24 protein-coding genes are annotated in these 19,704 nt (G+C 28.9%); 15 read left to right on the plus strand and 9 right to left on the minus strand.

The features are described from left to right. Window positions 1-38: 38 nt before the first annotated feature. Both CRV01_RS11475 and CRV01_RS11480 read left to right on the plus strand, forming a co-directional pair. Entirely contained in the window at window positions 39-893 is an 855-nt protein-coding gene (locus CRV01_RS11475; RefSeq protein WP_129008348.1) for a viperin family antiviral radical SAM protein, read from the plus strand. Beyond that, entirely contained in the window at window positions 883-1,482 is a 600-nt protein-coding gene (locus tag CRV01_RS11480; RefSeq protein WP_129008349.1) for an NYN domain-containing protein, read from the plus strand. Before CRV01_RS11475 ends, CRV01_RS11480 begins: the two co-directional genes overlap by 11 nt. 107 nt (window positions 1,483-1,589) lie before the next feature. Here CRV01_RS11480 and CRV01_RS11485 read toward each other — a convergent pair whose 3' ends face one another. From CRV01_RS11485 to CRV01_RS11500, 4 genes are read right to left on the minus strand one after another with little or no spacing between them, the layout of a single operon-like run. Next, entirely contained in the window at window positions 1,590-1,889 is a 300-nt protein-coding gene (locus CRV01_RS11485) for a hypothetical protein (RefSeq protein WP_375234265.1), read from the minus strand. Window positions 1,890-1,907: 18 nt separating this feature from the next. Continuing rightward, the gene (gene feoB, locus CRV01_RS11490) at window positions 1,908-4,370 is read right to left on the minus strand and encodes a ferrous iron transport protein B (protein WP_129008351.1); all 2,463 of its coding nucleotides are present in this window, start codon (window positions 4,368-4,370) and stop codon (window positions 1,908-1,910) included. Window positions 4,371-4,372: 2 nt separating this feature from the next. After that, a complete protein-coding gene (locus CRV01_RS11495) occupies window positions 4,373-4,612 on the minus strand; it encodes a FeoA domain-containing protein (protein WP_129008352.1) in 240 nt (79 codons plus the stop codon). Between the two features lies 1 nt (window position 4,613). Then, window positions 4,614-4,742, minus strand: a complete 129-nt coding sequence (locus CRV01_RS11500) for a FeoB-associated Cys-rich membrane protein (RefSeq protein ID WP_129008353.1) — start codon at window positions 4,740-4,742, stop codon at window positions 4,614-4,616. A 368-nt stretch (window positions 4,743-5,110) separates the two neighbouring features. Here CRV01_RS11500 and CRV01_RS11505 point away from each other — a divergent pair, with 368 nt between their 5' ends. Next, on the plus strand, window positions 5,111-5,359 hold the full coding sequence (locus CRV01_RS11505) for a hypothetical protein (RefSeq protein WP_129008354.1): 249 nt from the start codon (window positions 5,111-5,113) through the stop codon (window positions 5,357-5,359). Here CRV01_RS11505 and CRV01_RS11510 read toward each other — a convergent pair. Continuing rightward, window positions 5,356-6,516, minus strand: a complete 1,161-nt coding sequence (locus CRV01_RS11510; protein ID WP_129008356.1) for a GGDEF domain-containing protein — start codon at window positions 6,514-6,516, stop codon at window positions 5,356-5,358. The two genes, CRV01_RS11505 and CRV01_RS11510, sit on opposite strands and share 4 nt — an antisense overlap. Window positions 6,517-6,658: 142 nt before the next feature. On the opposite strand from CRV01_RS11510, the gene CRV01_RS11515 reads away from it, so the two are divergent. Continuing rightward, the gene (locus CRV01_RS11515) at window positions 6,659-6,859 is read left to right on the plus strand and encodes a hypothetical protein (protein ID WP_129008357.1); all 201 of its coding nucleotides are present in this window, start codon (window positions 6,659-6,661) and stop codon (window positions 6,857-6,859) included. Here CRV01_RS11515 and CRV01_RS11520 read toward each other — a convergent pair. Beyond that, the gene (locus CRV01_RS11520; protein ID WP_129008358.1) at window positions 6,849-7,238 is read right to left on the minus strand and encodes a hypothetical protein; all 390 of its coding nucleotides are present in this window, start codon (window positions 7,236-7,238) and stop codon (window positions 6,849-6,851) included. The two genes, CRV01_RS11515 and CRV01_RS11520, sit on opposite strands and share 11 nt — an antisense overlap. A 114-nt stretch (window positions 7,239-7,352) precedes the next feature. Between CRV01_RS11520 and CRV01_RS11525 the strand changes: the two genes are divergently transcribed. From CRV01_RS11525 to rmuC, 3 genes are all read left to right on the plus strand, one after another. Then, on the plus strand, window positions 7,353-7,724 hold the full coding sequence (locus CRV01_RS11525) for a YbgC/FadM family acyl-CoA thioesterase (RefSeq protein WP_129008360.1): 372 nt from the start codon (window positions 7,353-7,355) through the stop codon (window positions 7,722-7,724). Window positions 7,725-7,812: 88 nt separating this feature from the next. After that, window positions 7,813-9,057 (plus strand): M48 family metallopeptidase, encoded by a 1,245-nt coding sequence (locus CRV01_RS11530; RefSeq protein ID WP_129008361.1) that lies wholly within the window; start codon window positions 7,813-7,815, stop codon window positions 9,055-9,057. 1 nt (window position 9,058) lies between these two features. Further along, a complete protein-coding gene (gene rmuC, locus CRV01_RS11535; RefSeq protein ID WP_129008362.1) occupies window positions 9,059-10,417 on the plus strand; it encodes a DNA recombination protein RmuC in 1,359 nt (452 codons plus the stop codon). Here the strand turns inward: rmuC and CRV01_RS11540 are convergent. From CRV01_RS11540 to CRV01_RS11550, 3 genes are read right to left on the minus strand one after another with little or no spacing between them, the layout of a single operon-like run. Then, the gene (locus CRV01_RS11540; protein ID WP_129008363.1) at window positions 10,403-11,296 is read right to left on the minus strand and encodes a DMT family transporter; all 894 of its coding nucleotides are present in this window, start codon (window positions 11,294-11,296) and stop codon (window positions 10,403-10,405) included. The two genes, rmuC and CRV01_RS11540, sit on opposite strands and share 15 nt — an antisense overlap. Beyond that, a complete protein-coding gene (locus CRV01_RS11545) occupies window positions 11,289-12,206 on the minus strand; it encodes a DMT family transporter (protein WP_129008364.1) in 918 nt (305 codons plus the stop codon). Before CRV01_RS11545 ends, CRV01_RS11540 begins: the two co-directional genes overlap by 8 nt. Continuing rightward, window positions 12,207-13,427 carry a molybdopterin molybdotransferase MoeA gene (locus CRV01_RS11550; protein WP_129008365.1) on the minus strand — a complete coding sequence of 407 codons (1,221 nt, stop codon included), beginning with the start codon at window positions 13,425-13,427 and terminating at the stop codon, window positions 12,207-12,209. It lies immediately after the preceding gene. Window positions 13,428-13,782: 355 nt separating this feature from the next. Between CRV01_RS11550 and soxC the strand changes: the two genes are divergently transcribed. The 8 genes from soxC to CRV01_RS11590 all read left to right on the plus strand — a co-directional run bounded on the left by soxC (window position 13,783) and on the right by CRV01_RS11590 (window position 19,674). Beyond that, a complete protein-coding gene (gene soxC, locus CRV01_RS11555) occupies window positions 13,783-15,117 on the plus strand; it encodes a sulfite dehydrogenase (RefSeq protein ID WP_129008366.1) in 1,335 nt (444 codons plus the stop codon). After that, entirely contained in the window at window positions 15,089-16,288 is a 1,200-nt protein-coding gene (locus tag CRV01_RS11560; protein WP_129008367.1) for a c-type cytochrome, read from the plus strand. Before soxC ends, CRV01_RS11560 begins: the two co-directional genes overlap by 29 nt. A gap of 11 nt (window positions 16,289-16,299) precedes the next feature. Next, window positions 16,300-16,656: a sulfur oxidation c-type cytochrome SoxX gene (soxX, locus tag CRV01_RS11565; protein ID WP_129008369.1), complete on the plus strand. Its 357-nt coding sequence runs from the start codon at window positions 16,300-16,302 to the stop codon at window positions 16,654-16,656. A 17-nt stretch (window positions 16,657-16,673) separates the two neighbouring features. Further along, window positions 16,674-17,126: a thiosulfate oxidation carrier protein SoxY gene (gene soxY / locus CRV01_RS11570; RefSeq protein WP_129008370.1), complete on the plus strand. Its 453-nt coding sequence runs from the start codon at window positions 16,674-16,676 to the stop codon at window positions 17,124-17,126. A gap of 66 nt (window positions 17,127-17,192) precedes the next feature. Continuing rightward, the gene (gene soxZ, locus CRV01_RS11575; protein WP_129008371.1) at window positions 17,193-17,510 is read left to right on the plus strand and encodes a thiosulfate oxidation carrier complex protein SoxZ; all 318 of its coding nucleotides are present in this window, start codon (window positions 17,193-17,195) and stop codon (window positions 17,508-17,510) included. Between the two features lie 39 nt (window positions 17,511-17,549). After that, entirely contained in the window at window positions 17,550-18,488 is a 939-nt protein-coding gene (gene soxA, locus CRV01_RS11580) for a sulfur oxidation c-type cytochrome SoxA (protein ID WP_129008372.1), read from the plus strand. Between the two features lie 13 nt (window positions 18,489-18,501). Beyond that, window positions 18,502-18,939 carry a hypothetical protein gene (locus CRV01_RS11585; RefSeq protein WP_129008373.1) on the plus strand — a complete coding sequence of 146 codons (438 nt, stop codon included), beginning with the start codon at window positions 18,502-18,504 and terminating at the stop codon, window positions 18,937-18,939. An 87-nt stretch (window positions 18,940-19,026) separates the two neighbouring features. Then, a complete protein-coding gene (locus CRV01_RS11590; RefSeq protein WP_129008374.1) occupies window positions 19,027-19,674 on the plus strand; it encodes a rhodanese-like domain-containing protein in 648 nt (215 codons plus the stop codon). Window positions 19,675-19,704: the final 30 nt, after the last annotated feature.

The following is a 19,704-nucleotide window of genomic DNA, read 5'->3' on the forward strand; positions in this document are numbered from 1 at the left end:
AAAACATAAAATTGCTCCATCAAGATTAAGGAGCTATTATGAAAGAAATAACTATAAATTGGCATATTATACAAAAGTGTAACTATAAATGTTATTACTGTTTTGCTAAATATGAAAAATCAAAGAGGAAAGAGATTCATTACTCAAAAAAAGAGATAGAGATTCTATTAAACAAAATTTACAAAACATTTAATAGTAATTATAAAGATTACGATATTAGACTAAATATTGCAGGAGGTGAGCCTACGTTATCAAAGAACTTAGGTTTTATCATCGAAACAGCATATAGAATTGGATTTAACGTTTCTATAATTACAAACTCTTCTATTTTAACAACAATGTTTATTAAATCATATGCTAAATATCTATCAATGTTTGCAATAAGTATTGACAGTATAAATAGGGATAACAATATAAAAATTGGTCGTGTACAAAAAGAAAAATCTCATGAAATATCACAAGTGTTTAGAAATATCGAGTTGTTAAGGAATTTTAACAAAGATTTAAAAATAAAGATTAACACGGTGGTAAATAAACACAACTACAATGAGTATTTAGGAAACTTTATTAATTTAATAAAACCAGATAAATGGAAAATATTCCAAGCTTTAAGTATCAATTCCGACGAAATACATTGCAATGAAGCACAGTATAAAACATTTTTACAAAATCATAAAGATTTAAAAGTATCTACTTTTACTGAGTCTAATGATGAGATGATTGATTCTTATATAATGATTGATCCTCATGGAAGATTCTATCAAAATACAAACGGGACTTATACCTATTCAAAATCAATACTTGATATTACAGAGAATGAAATTGCAAAGTGTTTTAATGTTGATATGAATAAATACAATGAAAGATATGAGGAGAATAATTATGCAAAATAAAAACATAGCAGTTTTCTTTGACTGTGAAAACATATCAGCAACTTTCGTATCTTCTATTTTTGAAGAGCTTGCTAAATATGGTGAAGTAATTATTCGTCAAGCTTTTAAAGACTGGGGATCTTCTGCTAATAAAAACTGGAATCAAAACTTAATAGAAGAATTTGCCATTGAACCAATTCAAGTGTTTTCTTCAAAAAGTGGAAAAAATAGTTCTGACTTAAGAGTGCAACGGGCAGTTATTGAAACAATCAATAAAAACGTTGTAGATACAATTGCTTTAGTATCAAGTGATAGTGACTTTAGAGATTTGGCAATGTATATTAGAGCTAATGGATTTGACTCATTTGGATTTGGAGAGAGTAAAACTCCTTTATCATTGAGAAATGCATACTCAACATTTATACAACTACCACTTAAAAAAAGTTATGAAAAAAATAAAGATACTGAAATTATAAAATTCTTAAAAGAGGCTATTAAAAATACAAAAGGTGAAAGTGAAGATTGTTTGGTCTCTCAAGTTAGAAGTTATCTAAAAAATAAAAATTCTTCATATAATCCAAAGAACTTAGGGGCTAATACATGGGGTTAGATTATAAAAAGGTTTCCTGATTATTTTGAACTTGCACATTCAGATAAAAGAAAAAGTATTTTAATTGTTAAGTTGATAAGTTTATAGGGAAGAGATTCCCTATAAATTTATTCTGTGATATCTTCACCTTTTACATGAATTTGATGTCCATCTCCTGCATCAAACACAGCACTATATTTACCATTTGGGATATTGAAAGTAACTTCACTATCTTCATTTAATCTTGTTTCTAATATTTTTTTATCATTTTGTAAAATAAAAAACTTTACACCATTTGCACTACTACCATCACTAAAACCGCCTTCGCAAGTAATAGTATTATCTCCATTATTAAAACAACTCATTAAAGCTGTATGTGCAAATAAAGAATTAGCAAGTAATGCTAAAACAACTAATGATTTTTTCATTATAACTCCTTTTTATTTTTATTTAATTCCGCCATCCCAATTGATGCTTTTTTGTGGGAATAGGGCGATAATAACCGTTAATAAGACAATACTAATATAAAAGTATGTCATAGCCTCAAAACCACTCCAAGAGAAGATATTCCCTAAAGTAAATACTAAAGAGGATAAAACAACTCCTAAACCAATAGGGAAAAATATTGCAAATAACATCCACTTGTAGCTATTTGTTTGCATTTTAACTACAATCATTGTTGCGATACAAGGTGGAGTTAGAAGCATAAAGATAATAATAGCTGTTGCATGTAAAGGTGTATAGCCACTATTTAAAGCCATAGCTTCTTCAGCTCTCATATTATCTGCTTTATTGTTTTCATATAAAGACCCAAGAGTCGCAACGGCACTTTCTCTTGCAGCAAATGAACTTAAAAATGCAACATTTATCTTCCAATCAAAACCTGCAAATTGTGTAAGTGGTTCTATCGCTCGTCCTGTCATACCAAGTATAGAGTTTTCTACTTTTTCATTTTTTATTTGTCTTAAAATAGCTTTTCTTTTACTTGATAGTTTTCTTAACTCTTTATTGATTTTTCTTGCTTCTTTATCTCTTTTTGGTTTTATATATTTATAAAAAGTTTTATTTTTTAGTAAAAAGTCTTCATCAACTGATTTTGCAGCATCTTGTGAAGTTGCAGTCATTCTTTTAGTTCTATATGTATCATAGTAGTTTAATAAAGCAGATACTTTTTCTTTTGTATTAAACTCTTCATAATAAACAGAAGATTTAACTTTTGTATCAAAAGAGTTTAATACTTGATTTGATTTATTATCAAATTTTACTTTTGATTCATCACTTAATCCAGGAAATTGAAGCATTGCAAAAAGTATAATAGCAACTGCTAAAACAATAGTTACAACTTTTTTTATATATACCCAAACCCTTTGAGAGGCTCTTATTATTACTCCTTTGAAAGTAGGAGTATGATAAGGAGGTAACTCCATTAAAAATGGTGCTGTTTCTCTTGTTTTTAAAATAGTGCTTGTAATTAGTTTTGCAACAATCATAGCTATAAATAAAGTCACTGTAGAAATGAAAAACATCATAATAGCCATATCAGGTTTGAAAAAGGCTCCTAAAATAAGAGTATAAAAAGGTACTTTTGCCAAGCAGTTCATATATGGAACAGAAAAGATAGTTGCCATTCTAGCTCTATCATCAGCAATACCTTTTGTAGACATTACTCCTGGAACTGCACAACCACCAACCATAGCACCACCAAGAACTAAAGGTAGAGTTGATTGTCCATGTAAGCCAAACTTTTTAAAGACTCTATCTAAAATAAAAGCCATACGAGGCATATAACCAACATCTTCCATAATAGCAATTAAAGCAAAAAGAATAAAAAATATAGGAAGATAGTTCATTAAAGCATTTGCACTATTTACCATCCAAATACCAAAGTCTGTAATTATAGGAACATCTGTAAAATTAGCTTCAGGAAGTATATCTATTACTAAGTTTTTAAATGCAGCTAAAATAGGCCAAGTATAGTCTGTAATCTTATATCCCCATACAATAGAGATTTGGTAAACCATAAACATAAAAAATAGTAAAATAGGAATTGCAAGAAATCTATTTAAAATGATTTTATCTACTTTTTGAGTAAGGGTCTGATTGTCTTTATTTTTTTCTTTTACTGCTTTGTGGTAAATAATATCTGCAGAGTCATATCTATATGAAGCTAAAAATGATACTGGATCTTTATCAAGTCTTTCATGGAAACTATTTTCTTCTTTTTTTGTAAAGTCTTCAATATCTGATTTATATTTTTTTATTCTTTCAATAACTGTTGAATCACCTTCTAATGTTTTTATTGCAAGCCATCTACTATTTTGCACTAAATTTATATTAGAGATTTTTTCTTCTATATTATTTATATGTGGTTCCAACTCATCATAGTTGATTTTAAACTCTTGGTAGTTGTCTTTATTTTTTGCAGTTGCAACAATATTTTTCATAATATCTTTGCCACCAAGACCTTTTGCTCCGCTTGCTTCTACAACTGGGCAATTTAGCATTTGGGAGATCTTTTTTGAGTCTATTTCTATATCTCTTCTTTTTGCAACATCCATCATATTTAATACAACTACCACTGGAATACCTATTTCAAGTAGTTGGAAAGTAAGATAAAGGTTTCTTTTTATATTAGAAGCATCTATTACGTTTACAATAACATCAGGGCTTTCATCAAGTATGAAATTTTTTGCAACTCTTTCTTCTAAAGAGTAAGAACTAAAAGAGTAAGTTCCTGGTAAATCTACCATCTGTATTTTATTATTCTCATATTTAAAGTAACCAATCTTTTTATCAACTGTTACTCCAGGGTAGTTTGCAATATGTTGTTCTATCCCACTTACAAGGTTGAAAATGGTAGATTTACCGCAGTTAGGTTGACCAGCAAGGGCAACTTTTATATTATTCATTATTAAAGCTCCTCTATTTCTACAAGGTTTGCTTCACTTCTTCTAATAGTAAGATTATAGTTATGTAGTTTTAATTGCATAGGGTCAAAAAGAGGTGCTTCTCTTATAACTTCAATTTGAGCATTTGATACAAAACCCATATCTAAAAGTTTATGAAGAAGTTTACCTTTGGCATGAAGTTTTTTGATTTTTGCTTTTTGACCTTTTTTTAATATAGCCAAACTGTTAATTTCTAGATTCATATTATTTTTCTATATTTTTCTTTGAACTACAACCTTTAGTTCCGCAGTTACAACCGCTATTTTTAAATATCTTTTTATATAAATAGAATGCTGCTAATAAAGCTATTACAATAATAAATGCATTTTCCATATTTTTCCTTTAGTAGGTATAATTATGATAATTGATATCAATAGTTTGAAACGAATAGTAATATTAGTTCCCTTTAAAGGTTCTTAAATTTGTATAGTTCATGATAAGTGATAAGAATAGAATAATTATATATTAAGTAAAAACAAAGCATTATTATAAATAAATATATTGTTAATGGTTTTAACTTGATAACAATTATCAGTTTTATTTAAACTTAGAGTGGATAAAATTATTGATAATTATTATCAAGGAGTATATATTGCCTCTATTATTACCATTAGCAACAATCTTAACAGCTGCAATTACTGTTAAAACTTTGGATAAAACTTCAAAAAAATTAACTAAACGTAGAGCAAGGAAAATTAAAAATGAAATTTGATAAAGAAGTTCAAAGAGAAGCTGCAAAAATAGGAATGACTGCAACCTTAGGTGTTACTGTTGCAACTTCTTTATTTATGAAAAATAAAACTGCTAAAAAAGCTCATATTATAGCTGGATCTGCTTTTTGTGGCTTTGCTTTATGGCATACTTTTCTTTATGACTCAAAAAATAAAAAGAAAATTGAAAATGTAGATAAAAAAGAGAAAAAAGAAGAAAAGGTGTTAATACCTTCTTAAAGAATTACACCATTATCAAAGATAACTTTGTTTCTTCCTTCTTTTTTTGCTTGATAAAGTAAATCATCTGATTTTTTCTTAGCATCTATATAGTTTGTGTAGTTTGCTCTAAAACTAACACCCGCACTAAATTCAACATGAATTCTTATATCTTTGTATTTAAATTTTGTAGTAGTGATTAAGTTTTTTACTCTTTTTATGTATTTATATAATTCTTTTTCTTCTTCATAGTTAATTAAAGCTAAGAACTCTTCACCACCATATCTTGCTATTACATCTTCTTTTCTTGTAAGGCTTTTTAATATTTTTCCAAAAGTTTTTAATACTGTATCTCCACAAGTGTGTCCATAAGTATCATTGATTTGTTTGAAGTGATCAATATCATAAAATACAATTGCATAGTTTGATTCAAAGGCCTCATGTTTTTTTTCTATTTTTTCAACTTCTTCTTCATAAGCTCTTCTATTTAGAACAGAAGTTAAAAAGTCAGTTGATTTTTCTTGTTTTACAACTGCTAACTCTTTTTGCAACTCTTCAATCTTTTTATTTAATGAATCAAACTGTTCTTTGCTTTCATTTAGTTCAACTCTATTGTTTTGCATAGAGTGTTCAATACTGTAAATTGTATTTATAAGTTTTGATTGAAGTTGTCCTAATTCTCTATATGAAGCATTTGAAATATTTAAATCTTTTAATTCGTTTTTTATTACATCAAATTTTTCACTAGAGTTTGTACTTTCTAAAATAGTTTTATCAAAATACTTTTCCATAAGGTTACTAAGCTTGATAATATCATCTGTTTTATTTTTTAAAACTTCTCTATCTGCTTTAACTCTTTCTTTTGTAATCTCTTTTAACTCTTCAATAGAGGTTTTGTTTAAAAGCTTTTTAGGATTTTTATTAACTTTTTCTAAAAATGAGTTTATTTTCTCATCATTGTTAAAATTAATTGATGGCGATATTATTTCTGGTAAGCATTCAATAAAATAGTTTAACTCTGAAAGAATATTTTTTTGCAATAGCTCTTCATATAACTCTTTATCTATAGTCTTAGCTTGCTCTAGAAACTCCTTTTCATAGTTAATAGGAGTAGATTCTAAATCTTTGTCTTTTAATGATTCTAAGGTAAGTTTAGTGATTTTTTTAGTACTATCCAATACCGTTTTCCTTTATTTAGTCCGTGATTATATCTAAAATAAGATATATTTTATCTTTAATTAAATAAATTATAAATTTGTTATTTTATTAAATTGTAAATTTAAAGTTGAAAACAAATAATAAAGAAAATTAGAAAGAATTATGAAAGAAAAATTACAAAAAGAAGCTTATAAGTTAAGGTTTGAATATTTTAATTTGTATGAAGATAAAGAAACAAAGTGGCATGAAAAATATAAAAACCATGATTTATACAATATAGTTGTAAAAAGTCTTGACTATAAATTTCATGAAATAGGGCAAGTTATGCCAAAACTTTTAGAAGAGTTTGATCCTAATCGTTAAAGTTACTAAAAGCAGCTTCTATACTTGGAATATTTTTATATCGAGTTTTTGTTAGTTTTACGTTTTTTGTTTTTAAGTTACAGATTGCGATTCTAAAACTAGCACCCATAGTAGGCTCAACTACGCAAATAATGTTATCTTCTATTTGTCGTGTTGCGTGAATAATTCCTTGCAAATTATTAAAAAAATATTTTGGATAAGTAAGTGGTGTGATTTCAACTATATCTATAGCTTCATCATTTTCTAAAGTTTCAGCTATATCTTTGGCTTCTTCGTATGTTTCAAATTGAATACACCAGTCATCAAAATGTTTGTTAAAATGTTCTAAATCCTCATCTAGAAATCCGCCAGCTAAGGACTGTAAAGCAAAAATAGACACATGTCTCCTTGAAAATCTTTATCTAAAACTGGATTCTAACATATTTATATTTTAATCACAACTTTACATAAGTCTCTGTAAAATACAATTAACTAAAATATAGGAATAAATTATATGAAAATAAGAGTCTATTATGAAGACACGGATATCGGTGGTGTAGTTTACTACGCAAACTACCTAAAGTTTTGCGAAAGAGCAAGAAGTAATATCTTTTTTGAAAGAGGTTTATCTCCGCACAATGGCGATGAGTTTTTTGTAGTTAAAAAAGTAGAAGCAGACTATATCAAGTCAGCAACTTTTGCAGATGAGTTAGAAGTAACATCAAAGGTAGTTTCTCAAAAGAGTGCTTCTTTAGAAATCTTCCATGAGATATTTAGAAAAGAAGAGCTTTTATTTACAGCAAAAGTAAAGCTTGCATATCTCAAAAACTATAAGCCAGCAAAAATACCAAAAGAGACTTTAGAGCTTTTCTCATTATTTAAATAGTTTAAAAAATATTCCTTAATAAATCTCAAGCACAAAAAGGATAAAATAAATCTTTTAAAAATAAATTTTACTTATAAAGGATATTTTAGTGTTAGAGATTTTTGTTATAGGTTATTGTCTATACTTTTTCTTTACAATCTATACTTCATTTATGCAAATAGGGTATGTAAAGAAAGCCAAATCATTAGAACCAATTATTTTAGACAATGCAAAGTATGTTGAGGCTGCAAACTATTCAATAGAAAAAGAGAAGGTAGCTATTGTTTCTTCTTTTTATAGTTTTATTTTATTTATTTTTTGGATTGGCTTTGGTCTTTCTACTTTAGATTCACTTATTACTACAGATTCATATTGGTTAAAAGCTATTATTTTTGTTGATTTATTTATTATTATCAATTGGGCTTTAGGTTTACCTTTTGATTTATATTCAACTTTTAAACTAGATAAAAAGTATGGTTTCTCAAATATGACACCAGCGCTATTTATAAAAGATACTATCAAAACTGGAATTTTATTTTTAGTATTTGGTTCAGCAGTTATTGCAGCTATTTCTTGGATTATAAATAGCTTCGGTACTTGGTGGATTTGGGGATTTGCATTTATTTTTGCAGTTATTATTCTTATAAATATGCTTTATCCTGTTATTAGAGATAAGATGTTTGATAAGTTTGAATCTTTAAAAGATAAAGAGTTAGAAGCAAAGATTGAAAATCTTTTAGACCAAGTAGGTTTCAAAAGTTCTGGTGTATTTTCTGTAGATGCTAGTAAAAGAGACAATAGATTAAATGCTTATTTTGGTGGATTAGGAAGTACAAAAAGAGTTGTACTTTTTGATACTTTAGTTGAAAAGTTAAGTCACAATGAACTATTGGCTGTTTTAGGACACGAATTAGGACACTTTAAAAATGGTGATATTTTAAAAAACATTGGTATCATGGGTGTTGTAATGTTTGTATTTTTTGCTATTTTTGGAAATTTAAGTGATGATATTTTCTTAGGATTGTCACTTAACAATGAGCCATATGCAATTATTGCTTTATTTTTAATTTTTTCTCCTATTTTATCATTTTTCTTAATGCCTTTAATCTCTTTAATTAGCAGACACAATGAGTATGCAGCAGATGAGTTTGGTTCAAACTTATCATCTAAAAATGATTTAGTTAATGCTTTATTAAAATTGGCAAATGAAAATAAATCATTCCCACTTTCACACCCTTTATATATCTTCTTCTATTATTCTCATCCACCATTGGTAGAGAGATTTAAAGAGTTAGGTTATGATGTTCATGAAAATAGTGAAGAAGCTTTAAAAGATAGCATATTTAATAAGTAATATGGAAAATCTAATTTTAATAGCAAGTTCGACCTTTGTAGCTGGTTTGTTAATAGCTTCTTTAGTAGTTTGGTTTATTTCAAAACAGAAAATAAACCTTGCTACAAGAGAGTTAGAGTTTGTAAAAGGTTCTTATGAAAATGTTATTGTAAGTTTAAAAGACAATAACAAAAACCTAGAAGAATCATTTATAAATCAAGAAAAAAACTTTCAAGAAAAAATAACTCTTGAAAGAAAATCTTATGAGACAAAAATTGAGTCTTTAGAAGCTTTAATAGAAGACAAAAAAGAACAATACGAAAACGAATTTAAGATAAAAGAAGAAAACCTAAAAGAGAAGATTGAGCTTTTAGAAACTTCAAAAGATAGATTAAAAGTAGAGTTTGAAAACTTAGCAAATAAGCTTTTTGAAGAAAACAATAAAAAATCTTCAAACAACTTAAACCAACTTCTTACTCCTTTTAAAGATCAATTAAATAGTTTTGGAAAAAGAGTAAATGATATTTACCATGAAGAGACAAAACAAAGAGTAAATCTTCTTTCAGAGATTAAGAATTTAAAAGAATTAAATAATCAAATTTCACAAGATGCATTAAATCTTACAAAAGCCCTTAAGGGTGAGAATAAAACTCAAGGTGATTGGGGAGAGCTTATTCTTTCTAAGATATTAGAACAAACAGGTCTTAGAGAAGGTATTGAGTACTCAACTCAAGGCTCTTATACTGATGAAAATGGGAAAAGACTAAGACCAGATGTTATTGTTCATCTTCCTCAAAATAAAGATGTTGTAATAGATTCAAAAGTATCATTAACTTCATATGTAAACTATACAGAAGCTCAAACTGATGCACAAAGAGAAGAAGCAGTAAAAGGTCTTATCAAGTCATTTTATGCGCATATCAAAGGACTTGGTTCAAAAAGCTATGAAAATATAGAAGATGTTAAAACTTTAGATTTTGTTATTTTATTTATTCCTATTGAAGGAGCATTTATGCTTGCAGCTTCAAAGGATAACAATCTATTTAAAACTGCATTTGAAAACAATATCATGCTTGTGTCTCCTTCAACTTTATTTGCTACACTTAGAACTATAGAAAATATTTGGAGATATGAGCACCAAAATGAAAATGCTCTTCTTATCTCTAAAAAAGCAGCAGACCTTTATGATAAGTTTGCAAGTTTTGTAACAGATATTGAAAATATCGGTACTCATTTAGGACGAACTCAAAAGTCATATGATGAGGCTATGAAAAAACTAAGTTTAGGTAAAGGAAATCTTCTAAGACGAAGTGAAGAGTTTATAGAACTTGGAGTAAAAGCTAAAAAGAAGATAGACACCCAAAAATTATTGGGTGAATAACTTAATTTTTTTTAGCTTTATATCATTTAATATATAAATAGCAATTACTGCACAAACAGTTCCAAGTAAAGTATTAAAGTCTATTTTTTCATCTAAGAAAATAGCACTTAAAACTAAAGCTGAACTTGGAACTAAAAATACAAATGAACTTACTTTATTTACTCCTAGTTTTTCAGAACCAATAAAATATGTAGTTGTAGCAAAGGCACTACTTAAAGCTGTAAGACATAAAATATTTACCCAAAAAATATAATCATAATCTAAAACTCTAACTAAATGATTAAAGTCAATGACAAAAGCACTAATAAAACTACAACAAACATATATGTAGAAGTTAAATATTAGTGGCGTTGTATTAGAAGCTCTTGCTGTTATTATTGTAAGTATAGGCCAAAGAACAGAAGCTATTAAAAAATATATATTATGTTTTGAAAAAACTTGCCCTAAATCAAAATACCAGATATCAAGCATAGTTAAAACACCAAAAGCTCCAAGAATAAGTGCAAATGAGTGTTTTAAAGATATACTTTTTCTATGAAGTATTGCTAATATAACAAAAGTATTTATAGGTATAAGGGTTGTGACAAGGGCTCCACCTAATCCTGCTGTTCCATAACTTACTCCAAAAAATAAAGAGATAGAATAAAAAATCATTACAGCAGAAGCTAAAAGTACTAAGATTATAGTTTTAAAATCAATTTTAAAATTTACCTTCAAAAATAGAAGTAGGGGAAGCATAAATATTCCAGAAAAAAGTACCCTTAAAAATACAATTTCATATTGGTTTACATAAAGTGTTAAAACTTTAGTGTTTATCCATGATGCACCCCAAAATATCATGGATAAAAGTATTAATATATAAAATAAGTTTTTATTCATTTACTGGCGTAATCCTATTTGTCTTTAAAAATAGACTTAGATAAATACCTAGTGCAATCATAACTGCACCTGCTATATGATAAGTATGAAGCTTTTCTCCTAAAAAAATAAAAGCTAAAATTGAACCAAATATTGGCATAAGATGTGCAAATTGTCCTGCTTTTGATGCTCCAATAACTTCAACACCTGTATTCCAAAAATAAAAAGATAATACTGATGGAAATAAAGATACATATATAAAAATATGCCATTGATCTTCTAATAATATAATTTCTCTTTCTATACTATATCCTTGATAAAAATAAAAAGGAAGAATAAGAATAAAACCTAAAAATACTAAAGTTACAAAAAGTTCTAAGTGGGTTAACTCTTTTGGTCTAAATTTTAAAAGTACAGAATAAGTAGCCCAAGTTAAGGAACTAATCAAAATCAGTAAATCCCCTTCTTGAATAACTATTGATAAAAGATTTGTAAAATCTCCTTTAAGTACTAAAAATACAACACCAACTGTAGAAAGAATAATTCCAGTTGTTTGAAGTTTGGTAATCTTTGCTTTTAAAATAAAATAAGACAAGATAAGTATTATAATAGGTGTAATAGAGTTTATTAAAAGTGCATTTGTAGCTGTTGTAGTATTTAATGCAAGATAAACAATAGTATTAAATAAAGTAATACCTAAAAAAGAAAGAACTATAAGTATTTTGAAATTCTCTTTTATTGCTAATTTTATTCTTTGTATATTTATAAAAAATAAAGAAGGTAATAGAAAGATTAAAGTAAATAACCATCTAAAAAAAGATAATTCAATAGCTTCTATTGATTCATTTACATATCTTCCTACAATAAAGTTACCCGACCAAAAAAGCACACACAGTGCTAATAAGATATAAACTCGCTGTGCGCCTAACATTTAATTTAACTCATTTAATAATAATATATCTACAGTGTCACCTTGTTTTAAATCCTTACCATCTTCTTTTTGGATTAAAAGAGCAGGTGATTCTAACATATTTGTTAATATAGCACTTGTACCTTGTTTTTTCCCAGAGAAGTCAATTTTATACTTTCCATCTTCATAAAATACATTACAAGCAGTAAATATAGTTTTTGGCATTTTATGTGGAAAGTCTTGAGTTATTTCTGCTTTTACAATAGGAAGTTCTTTTTGTGAGTTCTCAAATTTATATATCATAGGTAAAAGATATAAAATAGCACACACTGTAGAAGAGTAAGCAAATCCTGGAAGAGAGATAATTAGTTTATTATCTTTTTTTGCTACAAGCATATGCATTCCAGGTTTGATTTTAACTCCATGGAATAAAACTTCTGCACCTAGTTTCTCTTTTACTACATCTTGAACAAAATCATAGTCTCCAACAGATACTCCACCAGTAGTAACTACAATATCAGATTTTTCTAAAGCTGCTGCTAATACTTCTGTAATAGAATCAATATCATCTTTTACAATACCCATTTGAATAGCTTGTGCTCCAGCTGTTTTAGCTAGTGCTTCTATTGTAAGATGATTTGAACTTCTAATTTGTGAATTATTAGTTTGTTCTTCACCTAAGTCAAGGATTTCACTTCCTGTGCTTGCAATTGCAACTATTGGTTTAGCATAAACTTCAATTTGAGATATATTTAATGATGCTAACACTCCAACTTCTGCAAAACCAATTTTAGTTCCTTTTTTAATAAGTACTTCATCTTTTTTATAATTCTCACCAATATCTCTAACTGCAAATTTAAAAGGCACTTCTTTATTAATAATAATTTCATCACCTTCAACTGTCACGTTTTCAATTGGTATTAATGTATCACTTCCTTGAGGCATAAGTGAACCTGTAAATGTCTTAATACATACTCCAGATGTCACAGAAGATTCTACTACTTCACCTGCAGGGTTTTTATCTATAATTTTTAGTTTTTTCAAGTTTTGATCAGCAGCAATGATTGCATATCCATCCATACCAGAAGTTTTGTATTTTGGTGAATGCTCATTCGCTATAATGTCCCTAGCTAGGGTTCTTCCGATAGAATTTGTTAAAAAAAGTTTTTCCTTAGTTTTGCCTTTAAAATCTATATTAGATAAGATGCTTAAAGACTCATCATAATTAATAAAATTTCTCATATTTATCTCCATTTTTTAAAATAGAATAGTATCATATCCTAAATAAAAAAGTAACTTTTACTAATAATTGAGTAATTTTGTTGGGTTTTTATAGCAAAAGAATAGCAATTTATAAAAAGATGTTACGAAATCACATAAAATATACAAGTTTTAAAAAAAATAATTGACTTACATCAAAAAAATGGCAATAATATTTCATAGTTATATAACATTTACTTATATAATTGGGTGTTATGTTACATATAAGAAAAAGTTAACTTATTTATAATCTTTTTATTATAAATTTTAATAATATAAGTTATAAGGTTAGCCAATTTTATATATGTGTAGTGTAGCTAATTTTCAAGGAGGAATGATGACGAAGTCAAGTAAAATTTCTGAAAAATCACTTGAAGAAATTTCTGAAAAGAAATTAAGTAGAAGAGATTTTTTTAGAAAAACTGCAGTTTATTCAGCTGGTGCAATAGCTGCGGCGAATGTTTTGTCTCCTGTTAAGCTTAAAGCTGATGATCCAGCTATTGTAAATGAAGCTGAATGGGGAACGAAACTCGGTGATATGGTTACTAAAAATTTATATGGAGTACCTTCACCTTATGAACACAATGTAATTAGAAGAACTACAGACCTTTTATCTTCAGGTGATATGTATGCCTCTGTTTCAATGTGTCCTATTCATGAGTTACAAGGTATAATAACTCCAAATGGTCTATTCTTTACTAGAAATCACGGTGGTACAGCTCATGTTGATCCTGAAAAGTTTAGACTTATGATTCATGGAAAAGTTAAAAAAGAAGTTGTTTTAACTTTAGATGAATTAAAGAAATATCCAAGTGAAAGCAGAATTCACTTTATTGAGTGTCCTGCAAATGGTTCAACTGGATGGAGAGGACCACAATTTAATAACCTTCAATTTATGAAAGGTATGATGAGTTCTGCTGAATGGACAGGAGTAATGCTTAAAACTGTGTTAGAAGATATTGGTCTTGAAGATGATGCAGTATGGATGTTAGCAGAAGGTAGTGACAATGCTGGAAATCCAAGAACAATTCCTGTTGAAAAAGCGCTTGATGATGCTATGCTAGTTTGGGCTCAAAATGGTGAAGCACTAAGACCTGAACAAGGTTATCCTTTAAGACTTCTTGTTCCAGGTTGGGAAGGAAACTTAAACACTAAATGGTTAAAAAGATTAGAGTTCTCTGATAAACCATGGCATGCTAAAGAAGAAACTTCTAAATATACTATGCTTCAAAAAAATGGTAAAGCAATTAGATTTTTCTGGCCAAATGAAGTTAACTCAGTTATTACATCTCCCTGTCCAGAAAAACCTTGGACAAAACTTAAAAAAGGTGACATGATTGAAATCGAAGGTCTTGCATGGTCAGGACACGGTACAATTAAACATGTTGACATCTCTTTTGATGGTGGAGACAATTGGATAGAGGCTAATCTTAAAGGATTAGTATTACCAAAATCATGGACTAGATTTTCATATATAATGAAATGGGAAGGTAAACCTTTATTACTTTCTAGTAGAGCTGTAGATGATACAGGTAATGTACAACCAACCATTGATCAAGAAACTTCAGCAGTTGGTGTTGAATCTGTTTATCACAGAAATGCAATAGTAACGTGGGAAGTTAAAGCAAACGGGGAGGTTAATAATGTTCACATTAGAAAACATAATGCTTAAGAAATCTTTATTAGCTGCAAGTGTTGTAACAGTAGGTTTATTAATCTCAGGTTGTACTTCAAGTGGAGACTTTGAAAGAGCAGTTGATGGTGGAGCAAAATATAAAACAAAAGATGGTAAATATACACAATATCATGTAAATACACAAGGTATTAAAAAGTTTAACTTTGGTAGAGAAGCTACAGAAACAGAAATCGCAGCTTGGGATAAAGATGTTAGACCAGATGGTACAGGATTACCAAAATATGACATGAAAAATGGAAAAGTTGTGTTAGATGAAGATGGAAATCCTAAAAAAGCTGAAGGTTCTGTGGAGTTAGGTTATGAACTTTATGATTCTCAATGTGCTATGTGTCATGGAGAGTTTGGTATAGGTGGTAAAGGTTATCCTAGATTATCAGCTGGAAGTGCTTCAACAAAAACATTAACAAACCAGCTATTAAATCCTGCAGATAAAGAACCAGGAGTTGAGCCTCCAACAAAAGTTATTGGAACATACTGGCCTTATGCTAGTACACTTTTTTGGTATATTCAAGATGCTATGCCTTTCCCTCATCCAAAATCATTAACAAATAGTGAAACATATGCTTTAGTTGCTTATTTACTAATGGAAAATGGTATTAAAATTGATGGTGAAGAGTTAGATGATGAATATGTTCTTGATAGAGAAAAGTTCTTAAAAATTAAAATGCCAAATGAAGATGGTTTTTATCCAAAAGTTGATACACCTGAAGATCCTAAGCAAGGTGTAAGAAACATGAAAGCATACTTAAGTAATCCAAAAAATTATGGAACGGGTGAAAGATGTATGACTGATTGTATTAAAGGTGAAGTTCCAGTTCTTGAAATTAAGAATGAGCTAAATGACTTTAATCCTCCAGCATCTACTGAAAGATCATGGAAGGTTCAAGGTTCAGACTCAGCAGCAAATTCTAAAGCTGCAAGTACATATCAAACATACTGTGCTGCTTGTCATGCTAACGAAGCAATTGGTGCTCCAGTGTTAGGTGATAAAGAAGCTTGGTCTGCTGTTGTTGCAAAAGGGATGGATGTGGTTTATGCTAATGCAATAAATGGTATAAATGCAATGCCTCCTAAAGGTGGAGCAATGGATCTTTCAGATGAAGAGTTTAAAGAAGTAGTTGATTATATGATTAACTCTAGTAAATAAAGGAGAAAGCAATGAAATTAATCAAAAAATTACTTGTAGCTTCGGCTATTTGTGGATTATCTTTTTCTAGTTCTTTTGCAGATGCAGAATTAGTTAAAAAAGGTGAAAAAATTTTTAATACTAAGAATTTAGGTAATTGTTTAGCATGTCATGCTGCAAATGGTAAGGATATTGATGGACCAGGTAGTATGGGACCAAAATTAACTGGTTTACAATATTATCCAGAAGAAGTACTTTATGATATTGTGTACAATATTTATGAAGCAAAAGGTATTACTAATACTTCAATGCCACCATTTGGTAAAACAGGTTGGCTAAGTGATGAGCAAATAAAAGCCGTTGTAGCTTATTTAAAAACAATTAAATAATTATAAAAGGATAGATTATGATAAATAGAAGAAATTTTTTAGGTTTTGGTTTAGGTGCATTAGCAGTATCAATGGTTCCTTCATCTTTAAGCGCTGTTGATTTTAGAAAAGAAAAGCCAAAAGCTTGGACAACAGATAAAGTAGATGCAGCAATTCAAGAAATTTTTGGAACTAGCAAAACAACTAAAGGTAAAGTAAAATTAAAAGCACCAGATATTGCTGAAAATGGTGCAGTTATTCCTGTAACTGTTTCATCTAAATTAGCAGGTTCTAAAGTAGCAATTTTACAAGATGCTAACCCAGAAACATTAGTTGCTGTATTTACAGTTCCAGAAGGTGGAATTATTGACTATTCTGTAAGAATCAAAATGGCTAAAACTGGTAATGTAACTGCAATTGTTGAAGAAAATGGAAAATTATATTCTGATGCAAAAGAAGTTAAAGTAACTATTGGTGGTTGTGGTGGTTGATTTAGTTCAACTAAATTATAAAGAAATAAAATTTTAAAAATTAAAGATATATAAAAGGAATTTATAATGGCTAAAAAAACTAGAATCAAAGCAAAGTTAAAAAAAGGTGTAGTAACTGTTAAAGCTCTTGCTAACCACGCAAACCTAAGTTACCAAGAAGCAAAAAGAGCAAAAAAAGAAGCTAACTTCATTACATATGTTGTTGCAAAAGTTAATGATAAAATCGTTTATGAAGTATCGTCAAGTCAATTTTTATCTAAAAACCCTTATATGAAATTTAAATTCAACGCAGATGCAGTTGGAGCTAAAGAAGGTGATACATTAGTGTTCTCTTGGGTTGACTTAAAAGGTAACACAAGAACAGACGAAGCGAAAATTAAATAATCAATCACTTTTTGTGATTGATCTTATAAGGAGATATGTATGTTATTAAAAATTGCTAAAACGACTGCATTGGCTGCTCTTACTGTATGTACTTTAAATGCAGCAAATTTTAATGCACAAGCTGAGAAAGATAGACTTGCTTTAATTGATTACTTTGAAGCAAAGTTTGAAAATCCTGAGAAGAATAAAGCTACTTTCTTCCCTTATTCTACTGATGATGAATTAAAGAATAATATTATTAGTGGACTTAAGCATGAAGATTTTGCTATAGGAAACTATGCTTTCTCTAAAAATGGAAAAGTGTCATATGAAGAGATTAATGAATTCCCTCCATATGGAGAGTTTATTGAAAATGGTGAAGCTTTATATGAAGAGAAGTTTGCAAATGGTAAATCGCTTGCTACATGTTTCCCTGATCCAGTAGAAGCAGGTTCTAAATACCCTTACTTTGATGAAGAAAGAAAAGAAGTAATGACATTAACTGTTGCTATTAATGAGTGTAGAACAAATAATGGTGAGGAAAAATGGAATACTAAAAAAGGTAAAATGGCTCATGTACAAGCATTCTTTGTTTCTTCTGCAAAAGATGAAGATAAAGTTGTAAATACAAAAATTGAAAGTGCTGACGCTGCAGCTGCTTATGAAAGAGGAAAAGAGTATTATTATAGCCAAAAAGGTTATTTAAAACTTAACTGTGCAGAATGTCACGTACAAGGTGCAGCTTTAAGAGTTAGAAATGAGTCTTTATCTCAATTATTAGGACAAACTACACACTTCCCTGTATATAGATTAAAATGGGGTGCAGCAAGTGCTAACAATGATGGATTAGGTACTTTAGAAAGAAGAATGATTGGGTGTGTAAAAGATCAAGGTCAAGTTCCACCAAAAGCTGAAGACAAAGAATTGAGAGAACTTTTATTCTTTATGTCTTACATGAGTAATGGACTTAAAATTGATGGTCCAGATATTAGAAAATAAGTAGGAGATGGTTATGAGAAAATTATTATTAAATTTATCAATTGCAGCAACTACAGCTATAATTTTTACAGCTTGTACAGGAAATGCACCAACTCCTCAAAGTGCATATAAAGTAGATGAAAAAGCTCTTTGTAGTGTAGAAAAGAATGGTATTGAAAAAGTTTTAGAAACTGCAAAAGTTTATAACGAAGCAGCTAAAGCAAACAAATTAGAATTTAGAAGATTAGGTGTAAATAATTCTGATTTAATTATCGCAGTAGAAGAGGGTATTAAATCAGGGGCTAAAGAAGTTAATCCTAAAACTTTTAAAGGTAAAGAATCAAAAACTGTATTACCAATTGACTTTGCAGCAACAAGAGCTTGTAAATTTGGTATTGCAGCATTAAGTCAAGCATATGAAGCTAAATCTACTTGGAGACTTGCAGTTCCAGGAGATGGTTTCAAATACTAATTTATTAAATAATTAGACACAATTTAAAAAGTCAAGGATAACACCTTGGCTTTTTTTCTTTAAAATAAAAAAAGACTAGGAGAAGAGATGACAATTTTAAAAAAACTATTAACGGCTTCTGCAATTTTCGCAGTATGCTCAACATCAGTTATAGCTGAAGGGGACTCAAAGTTTGTTCCTATTTCAAAAGGTGTTAAATCTATTGAAATGAATTTAAATGGTGAAAAGTTTACTTTAATGAGAAATCAAAAAGCAGAAAATACAATTTCTGAGCTTTATAATACTACAAATAGAGGTGCTCCTCAACCTATGATTATAGCTCCTGGCGTAGAAACAGTAGGTGAATTAGAGTTTATTGAGTATATGAAAAAGGCTCAAACAGATAAATCTATTGCGATAATTGATTCTAGAAAACCAGGATGGAGTGCAAAACTAAGAATTCCAGGTTCAATTAATGTTCCATTTACAAACTTCAATGAAAAAGAGACTGCTATTGAGTGGATGGAAGATGAAATGGGTGTGATTGATAATGATGGAAAATTAGATTTTTCAGAAGCAAAAACTGTTGTTTTATATTGTAATGGTTATTGGTGTGGACAAACACCAGCAATGGTTAAAAAAGCTAAATACTCACTTTTAAACATGGGATATCCAGCTGAAAAAATCAAATACTACAGAGGTGGAATGCAAGCTTGGACTTCACTAGGATTTACTGTAGTAGGAAGTGGAAAATAGTTTTAAAAAGTTGTCAAAAATTAAAAGAGG

The organism is Arcobacter sp. CECT 8983 (genome assembly GCF_004118855.1).
In the GTDB taxonomy this organism is placed as follows: Bacteria; Campylobacterota; Campylobacteria; order Campylobacterales; family Arcobacteraceae; genus Halarcobacter.

Coding starts and splice junctions, on each gene's coding strand:
- soxC (WP_129008366.1), top strand. CDS start 13,783: ATGACGAAGTCAAGTAAAATTTCTGAAAAATCACTTGAAGAAATTTCT.
- CRV01_RS11485 (WP_375234265.1), bottom strand. CDS start 1,889: ATGAAAAAATCATTAGTTGTTTTAGCATTACTTGCTAATTCTTTATTT.
- soxY (WP_129008370.1), top strand. CDS start 16,674: ATGATAAATAGAAGAAATTTTTTAGGTTTTGGTTTAGGTGCATTAGCA.
- CRV01_RS11500 (WP_129008353.1), bottom strand. CDS start 4,742: ATGGAAAATGCATTTATTATTGTAATAGCTTTATTAGCAGCATTCTAT.
- CRV01_RS11560 (WP_129008367.1), top strand. CDS start 15,089: ATGTTCACATTAGAAAACATAATGCTTAAGAAATCTTTATTAGCTGCA.
- soxX (WP_129008369.1), top strand. CDS start 16,300: ATGAAATTAATCAAAAAATTACTTGTAGCTTCGGCTATTTGTGGATTA.
- CRV01_RS11495 (WP_129008352.1), bottom strand. CDS start 4,612: ATGAATCTAGAAATTAACAGTTTGGCTATATTAAAAAAAGGTCAAAAA.
- CRV01_RS11480 (WP_129008349.1), top strand. CDS start 883: ATGCAAAATAAAAACATAGCAGTTTTCTTTGACTGTGAAAACATATCA.
- feoB (WP_129008351.1), bottom strand. CDS start 4,370: ATGAATAATATAAAAGTTGCCCTTGCTGGTCAACCTAACTGCGGTAAA.
- CRV01_RS11505 (WP_129008354.1), top strand. CDS start 5,111: ATGAAATTTGATAAAGAAGTTCAAAGAGAAGCTGCAAAAATAGGAATG.
- CRV01_RS11545 (WP_129008364.1), bottom strand. CDS start 12,206: ATGTTAGGCGCACAGCGAGTTTATATCTTATTAGCACTGTGTGTGCTT.
- soxA (WP_129008372.1), top strand. CDS start 17,550: ATGTTATTAAAAATTGCTAAAACGACTGCATTGGCTGCTCTTACTGTA.
- CRV01_RS11590 (WP_129008374.1), top strand. CDS start 19,027: ATGACAATTTTAAAAAAACTATTAACGGCTTCTGCAATTTTCGCAGTA.
- CRV01_RS11475 (WP_129008348.1), top strand. CDS start 39: ATGAAAGAAATAACTATAAATTGGCATATTATACAAAAGTGTAACTAT.
- CRV01_RS11540 (WP_129008363.1), bottom strand. CDS start 11,296: ATGAATAAAAACTTATTTTATATATTAATACTTTTATCCATGATATTT.
- rmuC (WP_129008362.1), top strand. CDS start 9,059: ATGGAAAATCTAATTTTAATAGCAAGTTCGACCTTTGTAGCTGGTTTG.
- soxZ (WP_129008371.1), top strand. CDS start 17,193: ATGGCTAAAAAAACTAGAATCAAAGCAAAGTTAAAAAAAGGTGTAGTA.
- CRV01_RS11525 (WP_129008360.1), top strand. CDS start 7,353: ATGAAAATAAGAGTCTATTATGAAGACACGGATATCGGTGGTGTAGTT.
- CRV01_RS11550 (WP_129008365.1), bottom strand. CDS start 13,427: ATGAGAAATTTTATTAATTATGATGAGTCTTTAAGCATCTTATCTAAT.
- CRV01_RS11585 (WP_129008373.1), top strand. CDS start 18,502: ATGAGAAAATTATTATTAAATTTATCAATTGCAGCAACTACAGCTATA.
- CRV01_RS11515 (WP_129008357.1), top strand. CDS start 6,659: ATGAAAGAAAAATTACAAAAAGAAGCTTATAAGTTAAGGTTTGAATAT.